The organism is Haloarcula amylovorans, assembly GCF_004681185.1.
Taxonomy (GTDB): domain Archaea; phylum Halobacteriota; class Halobacteria; order Halobacteriales; family Haloarculaceae; genus Haloarcula; species Haloarcula amylovorans.
In genome coordinates, this window is sequence record NZ_SRIF01000013.1 from 40,917 (window position 1) to 57,937 (window position 17,021).

Here is a 17,021-nt window from a genome sequence, read left to right on the forward strand (position 1 = left end):
ATCCGAAATAGCACCACGATTACCATGTCTGAAGAACGCAACGGCGAAGATATCTACGGCGAGAAGCACAAGGAAGCGAACGAACCCATCTTCAGTGGCGTCCCGACGTTCCTGAAGCTGCCCGAGGCCGAGCGGGACGAACTCGACGAGGAGGACGTAGACGTCGGCATCCTCGGCGCACCGCTGGACACGGCGACGACCATCCGTCCAGGGACTCGCTACGGGCCGCGTGCGGTCCGCGCCGCCTCAACGGTCCCCTCTCCGCCCTACGAGCACTTCAACATCGAGACGGGCATCGATCCGTTCGACACCTTCAGCGTCGCCGATACCGGTGACGCCACGGTGTCGCCCGGAGATACCCGACAGAGCCAGCTGAACATCGAGGACGCCGTCTACGAGATCAGCGAGCAGGCGACGCCGGTCGTCATCGGCGGCGACCACTCCATCTCTTACCCGGACATCAAGGGCTGGGCAGAGGCCAACGGCTACGAAGACATCGGGCTCATCCACTTCGACTGTCACGCCGACACCGGCGAGGACGGGCTCACTGGGTTCGAGTACGACCACGGCGCGTGGGTCAAGCGCGTCTACGACGAGGGCATCATGGCCGGCGAGAACTACACGCTCATCGGCCCGCGCGGGTTCTGGCCCGGTCCCGACACTTACGAAGACATGCGCGACGCCGGGATGAAGTGGTACACCGCGATGGAGGTCGGCAACATGGACCTAGACGACATCGTCGCAGACGCCGTCCAGCGTGTGACCGACGGCACCGACGCTGTGTGGGTCTCCTTCGACGTGGACGTGATGGAGCCGGCTTACTGCCCGGGCACCGGCGAACCGGAACCGGGTGGGCTCATCCCCCGTGAGGCCATCTACATGGTCCGGGAAGTCGTCAAGGCGCTGGACCCCAAGGACTTCGGCTTCGACGTGGTCGAGGTCTCACCCGCCTACGACGTGAGCGACTCGAACTCCTACAACGGCGGCATCACCAGCGGCTTCGCCAACCGCCTCATCATCGAGGTGCTTGGCAGCATGGCGCTGGCGTCGAAGGGCCTCGAATCGGGCGACCCAATCAAGCCCAAGGAGCCGCTCGGGCCGAGCGAGGCGGCCGAGACGCCCGCCGACGACTGAGCGGCTGCAACTGATCCCGGTTCGACACTGGCGGACATCTTTCAGCCGGGCCGACCGCACGCTCTCTTGTCAAACCGCGGCGGCCCACGCCATCTTTCCGCCCGCGAAACGAGTCGATTCTCCGTGTCGTCCGAAATAGTTCACATTCTCCTATTCTGGGCCCTATTGTTCCAAACATGTAGCAAAAACCCACTCACCTTTGAGTTCCTAATACACACGGGTATATGGTTGGACATCTATAAGATTGAATTGCAAACCCTTATTTACCATCTCGGAAATCGAAGGAATGTCATAAGATGTTGGACGAATACCCACATATTGCACATAATTCGTACATGATAGCTCAGAATTTCGCAGAATTTAGTACTGATTGTAAACTTAACTCGGGTGATTTCGCGTGAGTCGGAAGGACATCAGTCGTCGGCGGTTCGTCACCGCGGGCGGTGCCGCGGTGGTCGGGGGGCTCGCCGGCTGTTCACAGAGTAGCGGGAGCGGCGGCGACGGGAGTACCGGCGCGTCGACCGACGGGAAGAGCAGCGGTGAGACCGTCAAGATCGGCGTCTTGGAGGACCGATCGGGGACGTTCGCACTCAACGGCACGCCCAAGTGGCAGGCCAGCAAGCTCGCCATCGAGGAGATAAACGCCAACGGCGGCATCAACGGGGCCCAGATCGAGTTGTTCGATCCGGACCCTCAGTCCGACAACTCCCGGTACAAACAGCTCACTCGGAAGATGACCCAGCAGCGCAACGTCGACGCGCTGTGGGCCGGCTACGCGTCCTCGACGCGGGAGGCGATTCGCCCCATCATCGACCGACAGGATCAGCTCTACTTCTACACCACCCAGTACGAGGGCGGCGTCTGTGATAAGAACGTGTTCGCAGTCGGGCCGACTGCCCGCCAACAGCTCGGTAGCGTCCTCCCGTACCTACGCGAGGAGTATGGCCCGAAGATCTACACCATCGCCGCCGACTACAACTTCGGCCAGCTCTCTGCGGACTGGGTCAAGGTGCTCGCAGACGAGAACGACGCCGAGGTGATGGGCGAGGAGTTCATCAGCCTCGACAGCTCGCAGTTCAGTTCGACGATCAACAATATCCAAGAGGCGGACCCGGACTTCGTCATGTCGATGCTCGTCGGGAAGAACCACACCGCCTTTTACAAGCAGAAGGCTTCGGCCGGCCTGGACGTGCCCATCGGCACCTCGACGGCGATGGCGCAGGGCTACGAGCACCGCCGTCTCGAACCGCCGGCGATGAAGAACATCTACGCGGGCGTCAACTACATGGAGGAAATCCCGAGCGAGAGCAACACGAGAGACGGCGGCTTCGTCGACCGGTTCTACGAGATGTTCCCCGACGCCCCGTACATCAACGAAGAAGCCCAGACGAACTACTTCTCGACGTACATGTACAAGAAGGCTGTCGAACAGGCTGGCACGTTCGAGCAGCCGGAAGTCCGAGAGGCGCTCGAATCCGGGATCAGCCTCGGTCCGGAACACGCACCGGAAGCGCCCGAGGGCGGCTCGATAGAACTCGACGGCGCGACCCACCACGTCGACCACCACATGTGGGTCATGAAAGCCGACGCCGAGCACAACGTGACGGCGGTCAAAGACGAGAAGATCCCCGAGAAGTTCCTCTCCGAGACGGTCGGCTGTGACCTCACGCAGGAAGACGAGGAGACGCAGTACACCCCGCGAGACTACTTCGAGGAGGCCGAGTAGGATGGTCAACGGGCTGAACCTCGCCTTCCAGTACCTCCAGCAGTTCTCAGTGCTGGTGCTCGCGGCCGTGGGGTTGGCCATCATCTTCGGTATCATGGGCGTCATCAACCTCGCACACGGGGAGTTCATCATGGTCGGCGCGTACGCCACCGTCTTCGGCTACCACGACCTCGGGCTCCCGCTGCTCGCGTCGATGGTACTCGCAGTCGTCGTGACGGCCGCCTTCGGATTCGTCGTCGAACGCCTGCTCATCAAGCGGACCTACGGGCGGTTGTTCGACTCCATGGTCGTCACACTTGGCCTCAGTCTCGTCTTGTCACAGGGGATGCTCGTTCTCCGGGGCACCTCCGAACCGTCAATCCCGACGCCCTTCGGGACCATCACCTACGGGGCGTTCTCCCAGTCGCTGTACAAGGTCGCGCTCGCGCTGGTGGCCGTCGGCGTCCTCGCCGTCGTCTACTGGCTGTTCACGCACACGGAGTACGGCATTCGAGCCCGCGCGACGATTCAGAACGAAGAGATGTCCCGCTCGCTGGGCGTCACGACCGAGCGCGTCTACAGTCAGACGTTCGCCATCGGCTCGGCACTGGCCGGGCTGACGGGCGCGTTGCTCGCGCCGCTGGTCTCGGTCAACCCGACGATGGGCGGAACCTACCTGGTCAAGTCCTTCGTCGTCGTCGTGGTCGGCGGTCCCTCGGTCGTGCTCGGCACCGGGCTATCGGGTGGACTGCTCGGTGCCGTCGACGCCGGCGTGACGTATTTCTACGACCAGACGATGGGGAGTATCGTCCTGCTGGTCGTGACGGTGTTCGTCATCCGGTTCTTCCAGGACGGAATCACCGGGTTCGTCGAGCGCGCCCGCGACCGTCTCGCAGCGGAGGGAGCGTAGATGGCTGACGACCACACCGTCCCCGGTCTCGGCGGGCGCTTCGAGGGACCGAACACGGTCGGGAGCGGCCGCGGCTTCTGGGTCGCGCTCGCGGTCGCCGTCGCGGTACTGTTCGCGTACCCGTCGCTCACCAGTATCTATCAGGCCACCCAGCTGTCGCGGTATCTCGTCGCCGCATTCCTCGCGCTGTCGCTGGCATTCGTCTGGGGGTACGCCGGTATCCTCAGCTTCGGACAGAACGCCTTCTACGGCCTCGCAGCGTACGCCTTCGCCGTCACCGTCGGCAACCTCGCCTCGCCGTTGGGGACGACGGCAGCCGTCGTCGTCGCCGTCGCCTTTGGCGCGCTCGCGTCGTTCGTGCTGGGCTACTTCATGTTCTACGGCGGCGTGCGCGACGTGTACGTGACCATCACGACGCTGGTCGTCACCGTCGTGTTGAACACCTACGGAACGACCGCCAGTCAGGTGTTCGTCGGCTCGGTCAACCTCGGGGGCGACACCGGGATCGGAATCTCTGACGTCGTCCTCGGCGCAGGCCCGATGACCGTCACCCTCGTCCAGCCGCTCACCTACTACGTGATTGCCGCGCTCCTGGTGGCGACGTACCTCGGCCTGCGTGTCTTCGTCAATTCTGACTTCGGCCGCGTGATGGTAGCGATCCGCGAGGACGAGGACCGCGCCGAGATGTTCGGTTACGACGTGAAGTTCCGGAAGCTCGTCGTCTTCACCACCGGGGGTGGGCTGGCCGGCTTGGGCGGCGTCCTCTACATGTTCCAGTCGTACTCGGTCACGCCCGAGACGGTCTTCAGCGCCGCCGCCGCAGCGCTCCCGGTCGTCTGGGTCAGCGTCGGCGGTCGAAAGACGCTACTCGGGCCGATCGTCGCCGCCATCGCCATCGAGTGGGTCCGAACCGCGGCCGCCGTCCAGTTCCCCGAGGTGGCCCAGATCGGCGTCGGTCTCCTGATGATCGTCTCGATCCTGCTGCTGCCGGAGGGTGCCGTGCCGGGCGTTCGAAACGTCTACGGCTACTTCGACCGACACGGCCTCGTCGACGGAAGCCGACGGGCGACCGAACGGGCCAGACGCTTGCTGGACCGAAACGTCCGCAGGCGGCTCCCCGGTACCGAGAACTCGCCGGAGGTGGCCCGCGAATGAGCCAGAGCACGTCCGGCGACCCGAACGTCAGGAAGACCGCCGCGCAACTGGCGACCGGGACGAACACCGAGACGCTGTTGCAGACCGACGATGTGGTTAAGCGATTCGGCGGGTTCACCGCGACCGATCACGTCGACTTCAGCGTGAAGGCCGGCGAGATACGCTGTCTCATCGGTCCGAACGGCGCGGGCAAGAGCACACTGATGAAGCTCATCACGGGTCAACACCCGGTGACCGAAGGGAGCGTCTACTTCAACGGCTCCGAGATCACCGACGACGACCCCCACGAGCGCATCGACCGCGGCCTCAGCATGAAGTTTCAGGTGCCGAGCGTCTTCGAGGAACTGACCGTCCGTGAGAACGCACGGCTCCCGATTCAGCGGTTCGCAAGCGGCGACGACCGACGCCAGCGCGTCGACGAATCGCTCTCGGCCGCCGGTCTCGACGACGAGAGCGACACGCGCGCTGGCGACCTCTCACACGGCCAGCAACAGCAACTGGAGATCGCGATGGCCGCCTCGCTGGAACCCGACCTCCTCCTGCTCGACGAACCGGTCGCCGGGCTCTCGACGGAGGAGCGCCGGGCCATCGCCGAGCGAATCGAGACGCTCAACGAGGAACGGGGCATCGCCTTCATCGTCATCGAACACGACACCGACTTCGTCGAGCGAATCTCCGAAAAGGTGACCGTCCTCCACCAGGGGTCGGTGTTCCGAGAGGGGACTATCGGCGAGATAAAGGCCGACCCAGCGGTCCAGCGGATCTACCTCGGAGGTGACGGGGAGTGACGCTCCTGTCGCTCTCCTCGGTGACCGTCGGCTACGAGTCGACGCCGATTCTGCGGGATGTAGACCTCTCGATCGAGCGCGGCGAGATCGTCGGCGTCATGGGCAAGAACGGCGTCGGCAAGACGACGCTGATGAAGACGGCCATCGGCCTCCTCGAACCGTGGCAGGGGACAATAACCTACGACGGTGCCCACCTCACGACCCGCAGCGCGGACGAGCACGCCCGTGCCGGGATGGGATACATCCCGCAGGGTCGGGACGTGTTTCCCGACCTTTCCGTCGAGCAGAACCTCAAGATGGGCGAACACGTCAACGCCGGCTCCGACGACTACCTCTACGACGAGGTCTACGACTTCTTCCCGGTCCTCGAAGAGCGGGGAAGTCAGGACGCTGGGACCCTCTCGGGCGGCGAGCGGCAGATGCTCGCCATCGCCCGTGCACTCGTCTCGAACCCCGACTTGCTGTTGCTGGACGAACCGAGCGAGGGCGTCCAACCCTCCATCGTCGACCAGATCAGCGCCGACATGCGCACCATCAACGAGGCACTCGGCACGACGATCCTCTTCGTCGAGCAGAACCTCGGGGTCATCCGCGAGATGGCCGATCGCTGTTACGCGATGGAGCGAGGCGAGATCGTCGACGAACTCGAAGGGGCGCAACTGGACGACGAGGGCGCGATCGCCAGCTACCTGGCGGTCTGAACGCGACCCCTTTTTGACCTCTTTCGAGACGGACGCGCTTTTAAATGGTCGTCCCGAACACGGGGTATGGAAATCGTACCGGACACGAGCGTGGTCATCGATGGCCGCGTGTCCGAGCAGATAGAAGCCGATGCCGACCCGGATTCGGACGTGGACGGCATGGGCTTTGCCGGCGCGACAGTCGTCATCCCAGAAGCCGTCGTCGGCGAACTCGAAGCACAGGCCAACGACGGCCGGGAGACCGGTTGGGAGGGACTCGAAGAACTCCAGCGACTCGTCGACCTCGCCGAGGACGGCACCGTCGACGTCGAGTACGTCGGTCGCCGCCCCGACGCCATCGAGAAGCGTGACGCGGGCGAGGGAGAAATCGACGCGCTCATCCGCGATGTGGCACAGAACCGCGAGGCGACGCTGGTGACGAGCGACGACGTGCAGGCCGAGGTCGCCCGCGCGAAGGGGCTCGACGTGGAGTTCATCGAACCGCGCGGTCGGACGATCAACCGCCTCCAGATAGAGAACTTCTTCGACGAGGGGACGATGAGCGTCCACCTCAAGGTCGGCGTCAAGCCCTACGCGAAGAAGGGCTCCATCGGCGACATGCACTACCAGCCGATTCGGGACGACCTCGCCACGGAGGAAGAACTCCGCCAATATTCTGAGGACATCGAGGAGGCCGCCCGCTCCTCGCCCGACGGCTTCCTCGAACTCGACGAACCGGGGATGAGCATCGTCCAGTTCAAGGACATGCGTATCGCCATCGCCCGGCCGCCGTTCTCCGACGCACGCGAGATCACCGCCGTCCGGCCGATCGTCAAGACGGAGTTAGACGACTACGAACACGCCGACGAACTGCGCGACCGCTTCACGGAACACCAGCGTGGCGTCCTCATCTCGGGATCGCCCGGTGCCGGGAAGTCGACGTTCGCGCAGGCAGTCGGCGAGTTCCTCGTCGACGCCGACTACGCGGTCAAGACGATGGAGAAGCCACGGGACCTGCAGGTCGGACCCGAAATCACCCAGTACACCGCGCTGGGTGGGTCGATGGAGAAGACCGCCGACTCGCTGTTGATGGTCCGGCCGGACTACACCATCTACGACGAGGTGCGAAAGACTGACGACTTCGAGGTGTTCGCGGACATGCGACTCGCGGGTGTCGGGATGGTCGGCGTCGTCCACGCGACGCGGGCCGTCGACGCCCTCCAGCGGCTCATCGGTCGCGTCGAACTGGGTCTCATCCCCCAGATCGTCGACACCGTCGTCTACATCGAAGCCGGCGAGGTCCACACCGTCTACGACGTGACGACCGAGGTCAAGGTCCCGCAGGGGCTGATGGAAGAGGACCTCGCGCGCCCGGTCATCGTCGTCCGGGACTTCGAGACCGGCCAGCCGGAGTACGAGATCTACACCTTCAACCGGCAGGTCGTCACCGTCCCCCTCAACGAGGACGACGACGAACAGGATTCGGGCGTCGACCGACTGGCCAAGCAGGAGGTCGAGCGCGAGATTCGGGCCATCGCCCGCGGTCACGTCGACGTCGAACTTCGCGGACCGAACAACGCCGTCGTGTGGGTCGAAGACGACGACATCCCGCAGGTCATCGGTAAGGGCGGCGGCCGCATCACCGACGTGGAGAACCGATTGGGCATCGACATCGACGTGCGAACCCTCGATGAGAAGCCCACCGGTCCCTCTGGCGGCCCGCAGACCGACAGCGGCGGCAGCAAGCAGGGCGAAATCGTCCAACCCGAAGTCACCTCTCGGCACGTCATCGTCCCCCTAGACGGACACGCGGGCGACACCGTCGAGGTGCAAGCCGACGGCGAGTACCTCTTCACCGCCACCGTCTCTCGCGGGGGCGAGATTCAGGTATCGCGCGGCTCCGGCATCGCCGAGGAGTTAGAGCGGGCAATCGACCGCGGCATGACGATTACCGTCGTCCCGTCGTAAATCGGGTAGTCGGTTGCAGTGCGGTTCGGGACCGTGAGGCCGTCCCGAACTGACTGCGAGACAGCGCCGAGCAGTCAGCCGTTTTCGTCCAGATATTCAGGTCGAACGGGACAGCCGCTGTCCTCCCGCCGAGAGCCGTTCGTGAACGGGGTCGACTGCGAGTGCCCGAAAACACATACGTCAAGTATATCCCCACAGAAATGGACGTTAGAACCGTATCCGTGCAGACTATTGTATTATGTACCACTATATAAGGTACCTATACGGCATTCGAACATAGCTATTTAGTGCTGTCGCAGTGGTACTTGTATTATGGACCTACCCGACGCTACCCCTGGTTCGGACCTCCATTTCGACACCGACAGCCACCGCTCGGCCCACGACGGCGACAGGTACTGTCGCCACTGTCAGGAGATTGCGCTCGTATTCGACCCCCACGCTAACCGGGCGCGCTGTCGCGCCTGCGGTGAACTGGCCTGAGAACGATGCGCCTCCGACAGCGACTACGCGGGAGTATTCGACGCGAGCCGACCTACGAGTGTGCGTTCTGTCGCTTGACGTTCGACGACGAGCGAGACCACTGCCCAGCCTGCGGCTGGACGGTCAGAGAATGTAGCTGAGTCAGTCCGAGACGGCCGCATCGGCCTGTTCTGCGGGCTGTTCGGTTATCTCGTAGAGGTTCTGTCGGGCGTCGGCGAAGTAGACGTCTTCTTCGATGACACCGACTTCGTCGAGGCGTTCGAGGGCGTAGCGGACCGTGCGTGCAGAAAGCATCGACTCCTCGACGATGCCCTTCTGGGTCAGCGGCCCGTCGTATTCCAGCACCTTGTAGACGAGCTTCGCGCTCGGTGGAAGGTCTGCGATGGCCTCCCCATCGGATTCCGTCATTACCTGTTACGAATGTCGCCGGATGCATAAAGATTGAGGAGTCAGTTCGGCAGACGGGCGAACACGGGGAAACGTAAGAGTCGTCTGTCGGTTAGCGACGCTTCACCGACGTCCGGACTGTGGCGGGCCGACCGGGGTACTGGAACCGCGCCCCTTTTGGTGGAGGGTAGTTCAGTACTGCGTATGGCAACGGAAACGGCGGACGGCATGAGTTCCCACATGCGGGGACTCACTGTCACGACGATAACGGCGGTCGCGGGCATCGCGGCGGCGTTGGTTTCGGACGCCGTGGCGACGGCCCCCGGTGACATCACCGGCATCGTCGTCGTCGCAGTCGCCGTCCTCGCACAGTTCCCGATACTTCGGGTCATCGGCATCGGTCCGGACGACCTCTCGACGAAGGACGTCCTCTACGTTGCGTTCATGACTTTCGCGCTCTGGTTCGTCTCGTGGGGCATCCTGCTGACCGCGGGGGTGTAATCGATGGCGGAGGACAGCATCGCGGTCGTCGACCTAGACCGGTGTCAGCCCGACCGCTGTAACTACGAGTGTATGAACTACTGCCCGCCCAACCGGAGCGGGAAAGAGTGCATCGTCAAGCGCGGCGACGAATACGAAGAAGACGAGGAGTTCGAGGGAAAACCCGACCAGGTACGCATCTCCGAGGAGATCTGTCTGGGCGAATCCTGCGGTATCTGCGTCAACAAGTGTCCGTTCGACGCGATCGAGATTATCAACCTCCCGCAGGAACTGAACGACGACCCCGTTCACCGCTACGGCGAGAACTCCTTCGCGCTGTACGGCCTGCCGACGCCCCAGGAGGGACAAGTGACGGGTATCCTCGGGCCGAACGGCATCGGGAAGACGACGGCCGTTCGCATCCTCGCCGACGAGATGTCGCCGAACCTCGGTCGCTATGGCGAGCCGGTCGGGTGGGACGACGTACTCGACGAATACCGCGGGACCGCACTACAGGACTACCTCGAACAGCTGCGTGACGGGGACGTCTCTGTCGCGCGTAAACCGCAGTACGTCGACCGCATCCCCGACCAGTTCGACGGGAAAGCGCGGGAGCTGCTCGAACAGACCGACGAACGCGGCGAGCTGGACTACCTCATCGACCGCACCGACATCGGTCCGGTCGTCGACAGCAACTTAGACGACCTCTCCGGCGGCGAACTCCAGCGTGTGGCGCTGGTGGCAACGCTGGCCCGCGACGCCGACTTCTACTTCCTTGACGAGATTACGCCGTATCTGGACATCGGTCAGCGGATGACCGCCGCGCGCCTGATTCGGGAACTCGCCGAGGACGGCGACCGCTCGATGCTCGTCGTCGAACACGACCTCGCGATCCTCGACTTGCTGGCGGACAACATCAACGTCGCCTACGGGTCGCCCGGCGCGTTCGGTATCATCACGTCGCCGAAATCCACGAAGAACGGCATCAACGAGTACCTCTCGGGGTATCTGGAGAACGAGAACATGCGCATCCGGCAGACGGAGATCGAGTTCGAGGAGCACGCGCCCCGAACGGCCTCCACCGGTGACGTTGTCATCGAATACCCCGACCTCACCAAGCGCTACGGCGACGGGGAGTTCTCCCTCGACGTGGACGCGGGCACCATCCGCGAGAGCGAGGTCCTCGGTGTGGTCGGTCCGAACGGTATCGGGAAGTCCACGTTCGCGAAGATGCTCGCCGGCCGACTCGAACCCAGCGAGGGAAGCGTCGAGTCGGATCTCGACATCGCCTACAAGCCACAGTACATCGAGATCGACCAGCCGATGCGGGTCGACGCGTTCCTCTCCTCGATTACGGACGACTTCGGGACCTCCTACTGGAACACCGAAATCGCCCAGCCGCTCCAGCTCGACGCCGTGATGGAACAGCAACTGACGGACCTCTCGGGCGGCGAGCGACAGCGGGTCGCCATCGCGGCCTGTCTCTCGAAGGACGCCGACCTCTACCTCCTCGACGAACCGTCGGCCCACCTCGACGTCGAACAGCGGGTGCTCGCCACCTCGGCCATCCGCCGCTACGCCGAGAACCACGACGCGACAGCGATGGTCATCGATCACGACATCTACATGATCGACCTGCTCGCGGACCGACTGCTCGTCTTCGAGGGCGAACCCGCGAAACACGGTTACGCGACCCCGCCACAAGGCATGCGTGAGGGGATGAACGAGTTCCTCTCGAACCTCGACATCACGTTCCGCCGCGACGAGCGGACCTCTCGCCCGCGCATCAATAAGCCGGGGTCCCAACTTGACCGTGAACAGAAGAACTCCGGCGAATACTACTACTCGCCCGACGAGAGCTGACGTTCCCGTCGGAGGCGGCTTTTTCGGGACGACGGTCACAGAGGCAGCTCTGTCGCCTGAATACACCGGTTGACAGAGTGCGTACCAGTTAAATCCAAGTACGTACCATATAGATTCAGAATAGATATATTTACATATCATTCTATATATTCCCGAGTGTGCAAAATCATTAAGTTTATTCGCAGTCATATCCGAGACTATGACAAGTTCTGGTCCCACGAAGCCGATTCCGGATGGGGCGAGGCAACTGACGGCCCACCTCCGGAACAGCATCGGCGACCGACTCCGAAGTGTCATCTGGTATGACAGGGGGGACCACGATGTGCTTTATGCTCGGCAAGACGTGGCGGCGGCATATACCGAGGAAGAGGTCAAGGCCGTCGTGGACGAACTCTCGATGGAGTCGTGCACGCGACCGATCAAGGAAGAGTTGTACACGCACGGGGGCCTCAGGTGTACCGTGGAGTGCTACGAGGACGGCATCGAGATGCACTTTTGCATCGCCGACGGTGAGGGGGTCGCCGTCGGGATCGAACCCGTCGCGTTCGTCGAGGAGGGGACGTTCATCGGCAACTGCCTCGAAGCGGCGGAACTCGTCGAGTGAACGGAGGTCGCCGCTTCAGTAGATAGCAGTCGCTGCCGAGCGCTGCCTACCTCTCGAAAAGGGGACACGCTCCCGGAACCGATTACGCGGCGGGGTCGCTGGTGTCGCCGGTTTCGGACCCGGCGACGGCGTCGTCGAGTCCGTCGGCGACCTCCTCGGGGTCGAACTCCTCGTCGGGGCGGAGCTCCCGGTCGGGGGAGTCGCCGTCCTGTCGTTCAGTGACCGATTCGTCGCCGGTGACCGAGACGAAGATGTCACCCAGTTCCGCAGCTCGGTCGCCTGACTGACTTTTGCTCATTCGCAGTCGTTGCTAACAGGTAGAGGGGGTTAGCTCCATCACCTAACTCGTTAGGTGGGTTGCAGTCGGGCGATTTCGGCCGTTCAGAGGACGTTTCGCTGGCAGGAGCCACACAGCGACGGTTCTTTGACGTCCACTTGTCGAACCGTCGGCGAGAAGTTCATCACGCAGCGCTTGTTGTCACAGTGTTCTAATCCGAGCGTGTGGCCGATCTCGTGGACGACCTCCTTCCGGACACGGGCGGCGAAGATGTCGCTGGCCGACTGATTCGAGAACCCGCCGTCAGAGGAGGTCTGAAGGCGATACGTCGAGATGACACTTCCCGAGCCGCCGAGGTAGGCGAGGCCGAACACGTAGTTGCGGCGACGGTAAAAGAGGTCTTTCGGGGTGATGGCGATGTTCTTCTCGCCCGCGCCGATGCGACGTGCGAGGTCGATGAACTCCTCGGCGCGGTACTGGTCGCGGTCGCCATCGTACGCACCGGCGGGGATCGACTGCGGTTCGTGCATGGAGACGTCGCAGTCGTAGGTGGTGCGAAGGCCCTCCGATGCCTCGCGTTTCACCTGGGCAGAGACGTCGCCCACCGGGACGATGTCGACATGCATGAGAATGCATATGAGATGGTGGCGCTTAAACATCCCGACGTGAGCGACGCAGAACGGACCCTCGTCGGCCGATTGGCGACCACCGATAGCGTGGTAGAGGTTGGCATCGGCAACCACCCCGACGTAGCCGCGGCCCTCGCCGAACGGGGTGTCGACGTGACGGCGACAGATATCACAGCACGCTCGGTTCCCGACGGCGTGGCCTTCGTCGTCGACGACGTAACCGACCCCGAGTTGGCGGTCTACGAGGGAACCGACATCGTCTTCGCGCGGAACCTTCCGCCGGAGCTCCATCGGCCGACGCGAGCGGTCGCCCGACGCGTCGGCGCTGACTGCTGGTTTACGACGCTCGGCGGCGACCAGCCAACAGTGCCCGTCACGCGCGAGCAACTCGATGGACGAGTGACGCTGTTTCGGGCCACGGACGGTTCGGGCGGCCGGTAACGCGTAGCTGACATAGTAAGGCGCTTCAACGACGACGACGACGGGCGAGTATGCAAGTCGACGCGGTCGTCTTAGACATCGACGGCGTCCTCGTGGACGTCGCCGACTCCTACCGGCGGGCCGTCATCGAATCCGTCGAGCGAGTGTACGGAGACTCCATCGAACGGGCCGACATCCAGCGGTTCAAGGACGCCGGCGGGTTCAACAACGACTGGGAACTGACCGACGCAGCGGCGCTGTACGTCCTCGCCGACCGCGAGGGGAGCGTCGGCGACGTGACGAGTTTCACCGACGCCATCGCCGAGCGCGGCGGCGGCCGCTCGGCAGCCGAAGCTGTCGTTCGGGACCGACTGAACGAGGTGACTGCCGAGCGAGTGTTCGATGCGTGGGACCCGGAACAACTCCGTGACGTGTTCCAGACGCTGTATCTCGGGAGCGACCTGTACCGAGACCTCGAAGGCGGCGACCCGGTGTTCGACGCGCCCGGCTACATCAACGACGAACCGATACTGGTCGACGCCGAGACGCTGGCGGCGTTGCAGGACCGCTACGCCGTCGGCGTCGTCACCGGCCGACCCGCCGCGGAAGCCGACATCGCCATGGACCGCGTCGGCTTGGACCTGCCTGATGCGCACCGCTTTACGATGGACGACTGGGAGGAGGGGAAGCCTCACCCCGCCGCCCTCGTGACGTTGGCCGAGCGCTTCGACGCCGAGCGCGTGGCCTTCGCGGGTGATACGCTCGACGACGTGAAGACGGCGGTCAACGCCGACGCCGCGGACGACGAGCGAGTGTACTACGGTGTCGGCGTCCTGACCGGCGGGCTGACTGGCGAGGACGGCCGCCGAAAGTACGCCGCTGCGGGCGCAAGCGCGGTAGTCGAGACGGTCAACGACCTCACTGACCTGCTTGAGTAGCTCGCTCGACGGATAGACGACACGAGAACGGCAGGGATTTCCCGGCCGAAGTGAAACTCGGCGATATGGGACGGAAGGCGATGGTCGCGTGGGCGCTGTTGGTGAGCATCTGGGCCGGTCTCGTGGGCGGGGCGGCGGTGTTCGAGCCGTCTATCGACTACGTCCCTCTGTACGCCATCGCCTTCACCGTCGTCGCGTTCCCGGCCGCGTACTGGGCGATCGCATCGAACCGAGCGATATTCGACTCGGCTCACCGCCCGGGCCGCATGGCCATCTTCATCCTCGTCATCTTCCTCGTCACAGTGGTCCTGGCCACACCGTTCGCGTTCTTCCTGGGGCACACCGGGCCACTCGGCATCGTCGTCCAGTTGCTCGCCTACGTCGTCGGCCTCGCAACGGCGCTGTACGTCGCCTACGGCGGCGGCTTCGACCTCGCCTGGGAGCGATACACGTAGGCAAGCACCACCGGTCGCACAACGCTTATTCACCGGTCGGTCTACCCGATAGACATGGACATCGCGCTACTCGGCGGCACCGGCGATATCGGCGAGGGACTCGCCCTGCGCTGGGCGTACGACACGAACCACGACGTAATCGTCGGGTCCCGAGACCCGGAGAAGGCCGAAAACAAGGCCGAGGAGTACGAGACCGAACTCGCCAGTCGCGGCATGGACATCACCGTCGAGGGACTGGGCAACGAGGATGCCGCCGCCCGCGCGGACGTGGTCGTCGCCGCCGTCCCCGCCTACCACCTTACCGACACCATCGAGGCCGTCGCCGACCATCTAGACGACGCCATCCTCGTCTCGCCCGCCGTCGGCATGAAACGCGACGAGGACGGCTTCCACTACAACCGCCCCGGCGTCGGCAGCGTCACACAACTGGCCGAACAGGCCGCCCCCGAGGACACACAGGTCGTCGGCGCGTTCCACAACCTCGCGGCAGGCCGACTGGCGAACCTCGACGCGGAGATCGATTGGGACACGATCGTCGTCGGCGACGAGACGGACCCGAAAGACACCGTCTGCGAACTCGCCGACGGCATCGAGGGCCTGCGCCCGCTCGACGGCGGGCCGCTCTCGAATGCCGCCGAAGTCGAGGGGCTGACGCCGCTGCTCATCAACGTCGCCCGCCACAACGACGGGATGCACGATCTCGGCGTCACGTTCCAGTAGCGCTCTCGACAGGTCTGCAAGAAGCACCGCTGTGGGCCGCGTTCACACGCATGAAGGAGCACTTTTGCCGACCGAGTCCTATCGCTCGTGTGTGGCGTCTCCATACGAGATTCTCGGTGTCGACCCCGACGCGGACGAGGACGAAGTCTCCGACGCCTACCGGGAACTGGTCAAAGAGGTCCACCCCGACCAGGGCGGGTCCACCGAGGAGTTTCGCGCGATCCAGCGTGCCTACGAACGCATCCAGAGCGGCTACCAACCCGGCGACGAGATTCGACCGGCCGGAACGGCGACGGCCCGAACCCAGACCGCCGCTGCCGACGAGGAGCAAGAAGCCGAGCAGACGGAACCCGAGGGCGTCAAAGTCGAGTTCCTCAACTACGAGGCGATGGAATCACACGGCTGGCAGCTAACCGACGACGACCTCTTCGAGAAGGCGGCCACTGACGAACTCGGTGGCGAAGCGTACGGCTATTTCTACGTCGAAGAGAACGAAACGTTGCTCGAAGCCGCGGAGGACGAAGGGTACGCGTGGCCCTTCGCCTGTCGCGGCGGTGCCTGTACGAACTGCGCCGTCGCTATCGTCGACGGCGAGATGCCCTCGCCCGCGAGCCACATCCTCCCGAAGGAACTCCACGACCGCGGAATTCGCCTCTCCTGTATTGCCGCGCCGACGACCGACGCGAAGATCGTCTACAACGTCAAGCATCTGCCGGCGATCCGTGACCTCCTCTTGCCCGCGAGTCGGTTCGAGCAGACCTCCTCGACGGACTGAGTCACGAGCAAACCGATCGCCGTCGGCGAGCGTCGGCCAGCGGCGAACCCGGGCAAGAAAGAGTTAGTCGCCTTACGCTCCAGCCTGCGAGAGGGCGTCCTCGATGTCGTCGGCCTGTGTGACGCCGACGAAGCGCTCGACGACGCCGTCGTCGTTCTCGACGATGAGCGTCGGCAGGGAGCGTACCTGATACTCGTTTGCGACATCTTGCTCTTCGTCGACGTTGATCTTCTCGAACTGGACGTCAGTCCACTCCTCCTCTAAGTCTTCGAGGATGGGGTCTTGGGTCTTGCAGGGGCCGCACCAGTCAGCGTAGAAGTCCTTGAGCGTGACCGTCATGGTTCTCTTCGAGATAATCTGTGGGGTCTGATAAGGGTTATCCATAGGTGCGTGACGGGCACGCGAACGAACCCGAAAAGCTTACTCCGCGCGAACGGAGAGGAAAGATATGAGCAGTGACAGCGGCGGGCTGATGTCGAGTGCCGGACTGGTCCGGTACTTCGACGCCGAGGACCAGAACACCATCCGTATCGACCCGCGAACCATCGTCGCCTTTGGCGTCCTGTTCGGTGGCCTGATTCTGGTCCTAAACGCGATGGCCTGAACGGGTCATACTGGCGTTTGTTTTCGGAAAATCAGATTATTCGTGCCCT

21 protein-coding genes are annotated in these 17,021 nt (G+C 63.6%); 17 read left to right on the plus strand and 4 right to left on the minus strand.

The annotated features are described in order from the left end of the window. Window positions 1-24: 24 nt before the first annotated feature. The 8 genes from E4S61_RS23300 to E4S61_RS25730 all read left to right on the plus strand — a co-directional run bounded on the left by E4S61_RS23300 (window position 25) and on the right by E4S61_RS25730 (window position 8,820). Entirely contained in the window at window positions 25-1,134 is a 1,110-nt protein-coding gene (locus E4S61_RS23300; protein ID WP_135306221.1) for an agmatinase family protein, read from the plus strand. A 397-nt stretch (window positions 1,135-1,531) separates the two neighbouring features. Then, window positions 1,532-2,860, plus strand: coding sequence for an urea ABC transporter substrate-binding protein (locus E4S61_RS23305; RefSeq protein ID WP_135306222.1), 1,329 nt, complete (start codon window positions 1,532-1,534; stop codon window positions 2,858-2,860). 1 nt (window position 2,861) lies between these two features. Next, a complete protein-coding gene (locus tag E4S61_RS23310; protein ID WP_135306223.1) occupies window positions 2,862-3,749 on the plus strand; it encodes an ABC transporter permease subunit in 888 nt (295 codons plus the stop codon). Then, window positions 3,750-4,904, plus strand: a complete 1,155-nt coding sequence (locus E4S61_RS23315) for an ABC transporter permease subunit (protein WP_135306224.1) — start codon at window positions 3,750-3,752, stop codon at window positions 4,902-4,904. Further along, a complete protein-coding gene (locus tag E4S61_RS23320; RefSeq protein WP_135306225.1) occupies window positions 4,901-5,692 on the plus strand; it encodes an ABC transporter ATP-binding protein in 792 nt (263 codons plus the stop codon). The genes E4S61_RS23315 and E4S61_RS23320 overlap by 4 nt, the downstream gene beginning before the upstream one ends. Next, on the plus strand, window positions 5,689-6,393 hold the full coding sequence (locus tag E4S61_RS23325) for an ABC transporter ATP-binding protein (protein WP_135306226.1): 705 nt from the start codon (window positions 5,689-5,691) through the stop codon (window positions 6,391-6,393). Before E4S61_RS23320 ends, E4S61_RS23325 begins: the two co-directional genes overlap by 4 nt. Window positions 6,394-6,459: 66 nt before the next feature. Further along, a complete protein-coding gene (locus tag E4S61_RS23330) occupies window positions 6,460-8,340 on the plus strand; it encodes a PINc/VapC family ATPase (protein ID WP_135306227.1) in 1,881 nt (626 codons plus the stop codon). 312 nt (window positions 8,341-8,652) lie between these two features. Beyond that, entirely contained in the window at window positions 8,653-8,820 is a 168-nt protein-coding gene (locus E4S61_RS25730) for a hypothetical protein (RefSeq protein ID WP_167768622.1), read from the plus strand. A 141-nt stretch (window positions 8,821-8,961) separates the two neighbouring features. Here E4S61_RS25730 and E4S61_RS23335 read toward each other — a convergent pair whose 3' ends face one another. After that, a complete protein-coding gene (locus tag E4S61_RS23335) occupies window positions 8,962-9,228 on the minus strand; it encodes a MarR family transcriptional regulator (protein WP_135306228.1) in 267 nt (88 codons plus the stop codon). Window positions 9,229-9,411: 183 nt separating this feature from the next. Here E4S61_RS23335 and E4S61_RS23340 point away from each other — a divergent pair, with 183 nt between their 5' ends. From E4S61_RS23340 to E4S61_RS23350, 3 genes are all read left to right on the plus strand, one after another. Continuing rightward, window positions 9,412-9,708: an EMC6-like membrane protein gene (locus tag E4S61_RS23340; RefSeq protein ID WP_167768623.1), complete on the plus strand. Its 297-nt coding sequence runs from the start codon at window positions 9,412-9,414 to the stop codon at window positions 9,706-9,708. 3 nt (window positions 9,709-9,711) lie between these two features. Next, window positions 9,712-11,550 (plus strand): ribosome biogenesis/translation initiation ATPase RLI, encoded by a 1,839-nt coding sequence (locus E4S61_RS23345; RefSeq protein WP_135306229.1) that lies wholly within the window; start codon window positions 9,712-9,714, stop codon window positions 11,548-11,550. Between the two features lie 199 nt (window positions 11,551-11,749). Beyond that, a complete protein-coding gene (locus tag E4S61_RS23350; RefSeq protein WP_135306230.1) occupies window positions 11,750-12,154 on the plus strand; it encodes a DUF7522 family protein in 405 nt (134 codons plus the stop codon). Window positions 12,155-12,236: 82 nt separating this feature from the next. On the opposite strand, the gene E4S61_RS23355 is transcribed toward E4S61_RS23350, so the two are convergent. Next, window positions 12,237-12,452: a hypothetical protein gene (locus tag E4S61_RS23355; RefSeq protein ID WP_135306231.1), complete on the minus strand. Its 216-nt coding sequence runs from the start codon at window positions 12,450-12,452 to the stop codon at window positions 12,237-12,239. An 83-nt stretch (window positions 12,453-12,535) separates the two neighbouring features. After that, a complete protein-coding gene (locus E4S61_RS23360; protein ID WP_135306232.1) occupies window positions 12,536-13,057 on the minus strand; it encodes an archaemetzincin family Zn-dependent metalloprotease in 522 nt (173 codons plus the stop codon). Between E4S61_RS23360 and E4S61_RS23365 the strand changes: the two genes are divergently transcribed. The 5 genes from E4S61_RS23365 to fer all read left to right on the plus strand — a co-directional run bounded on the left by E4S61_RS23365 (window position 13,052) and on the right by fer (window position 16,368). Next, window positions 13,052-13,501, plus strand: a complete 450-nt coding sequence (locus E4S61_RS23365) for a UPF0146 family protein (protein ID WP_394346469.1) — start codon at window positions 13,052-13,054, stop codon at window positions 13,499-13,501. The genes E4S61_RS23360 and E4S61_RS23365 overlap by 6 nt on opposite strands. A 50-nt stretch (window positions 13,502-13,551) precedes the next feature. Further along, the gene (locus E4S61_RS23370) at window positions 13,552-14,418 is read left to right on the plus strand and encodes a TIGR01548 family HAD-type hydrolase (RefSeq protein WP_135306233.1); all 867 of its coding nucleotides are present in this window, start codon (window positions 13,552-13,554) and stop codon (window positions 14,416-14,418) included. A gap of 65 nt (window positions 14,419-14,483) precedes the next feature. Beyond that, on the plus strand, window positions 14,484-14,873 hold the full coding sequence (locus E4S61_RS23375) for a hypothetical protein (RefSeq protein ID WP_135306234.1): 390 nt from the start codon (window positions 14,484-14,486) through the stop codon (window positions 14,871-14,873). A gap of 54 nt (window positions 14,874-14,927) precedes the next feature. After that, complete coding sequence (npdG, locus tag E4S61_RS23380) at window positions 14,928-15,593, plus strand: NADPH-dependent F420 reductase (protein ID WP_135306235.1); 666 nt, start codon at window positions 14,928-14,930, stop codon at window positions 15,591-15,593. Window positions 15,594-15,684: 91 nt separating this feature from the next. After that, window positions 15,685-16,368, plus strand: a complete 684-nt coding sequence (gene fer / locus E4S61_RS23385; RefSeq protein WP_135306236.1) for a ferredoxin Fer — start codon at window positions 15,685-15,687, stop codon at window positions 16,366-16,368. Window positions 16,369-16,440: 72 nt separating this feature from the next. Here the strand turns inward: fer and trxA are convergent, their stop codons facing one another. Next, on the minus strand, window positions 16,441-16,752 hold the full coding sequence (trxA, locus tag E4S61_RS23390; RefSeq protein ID WP_280663826.1) for a thioredoxin: 312 nt from the start codon (window positions 16,750-16,752) through the stop codon (window positions 16,441-16,443). A 64-nt stretch (window positions 16,753-16,816) separates the two neighbouring features. Between trxA and E4S61_RS23395 the strand changes: the two genes are divergently transcribed. Next, window positions 16,817-16,972 carry a preprotein translocase subunit Sec61beta gene (locus tag E4S61_RS23395; RefSeq protein ID WP_135306238.1) on the plus strand — a complete coding sequence of 52 codons (156 nt, stop codon included), beginning with the start codon at window positions 16,817-16,819 and terminating at the stop codon, window positions 16,970-16,972. Window positions 16,973-17,021 lie beyond the last annotated feature (49 nt).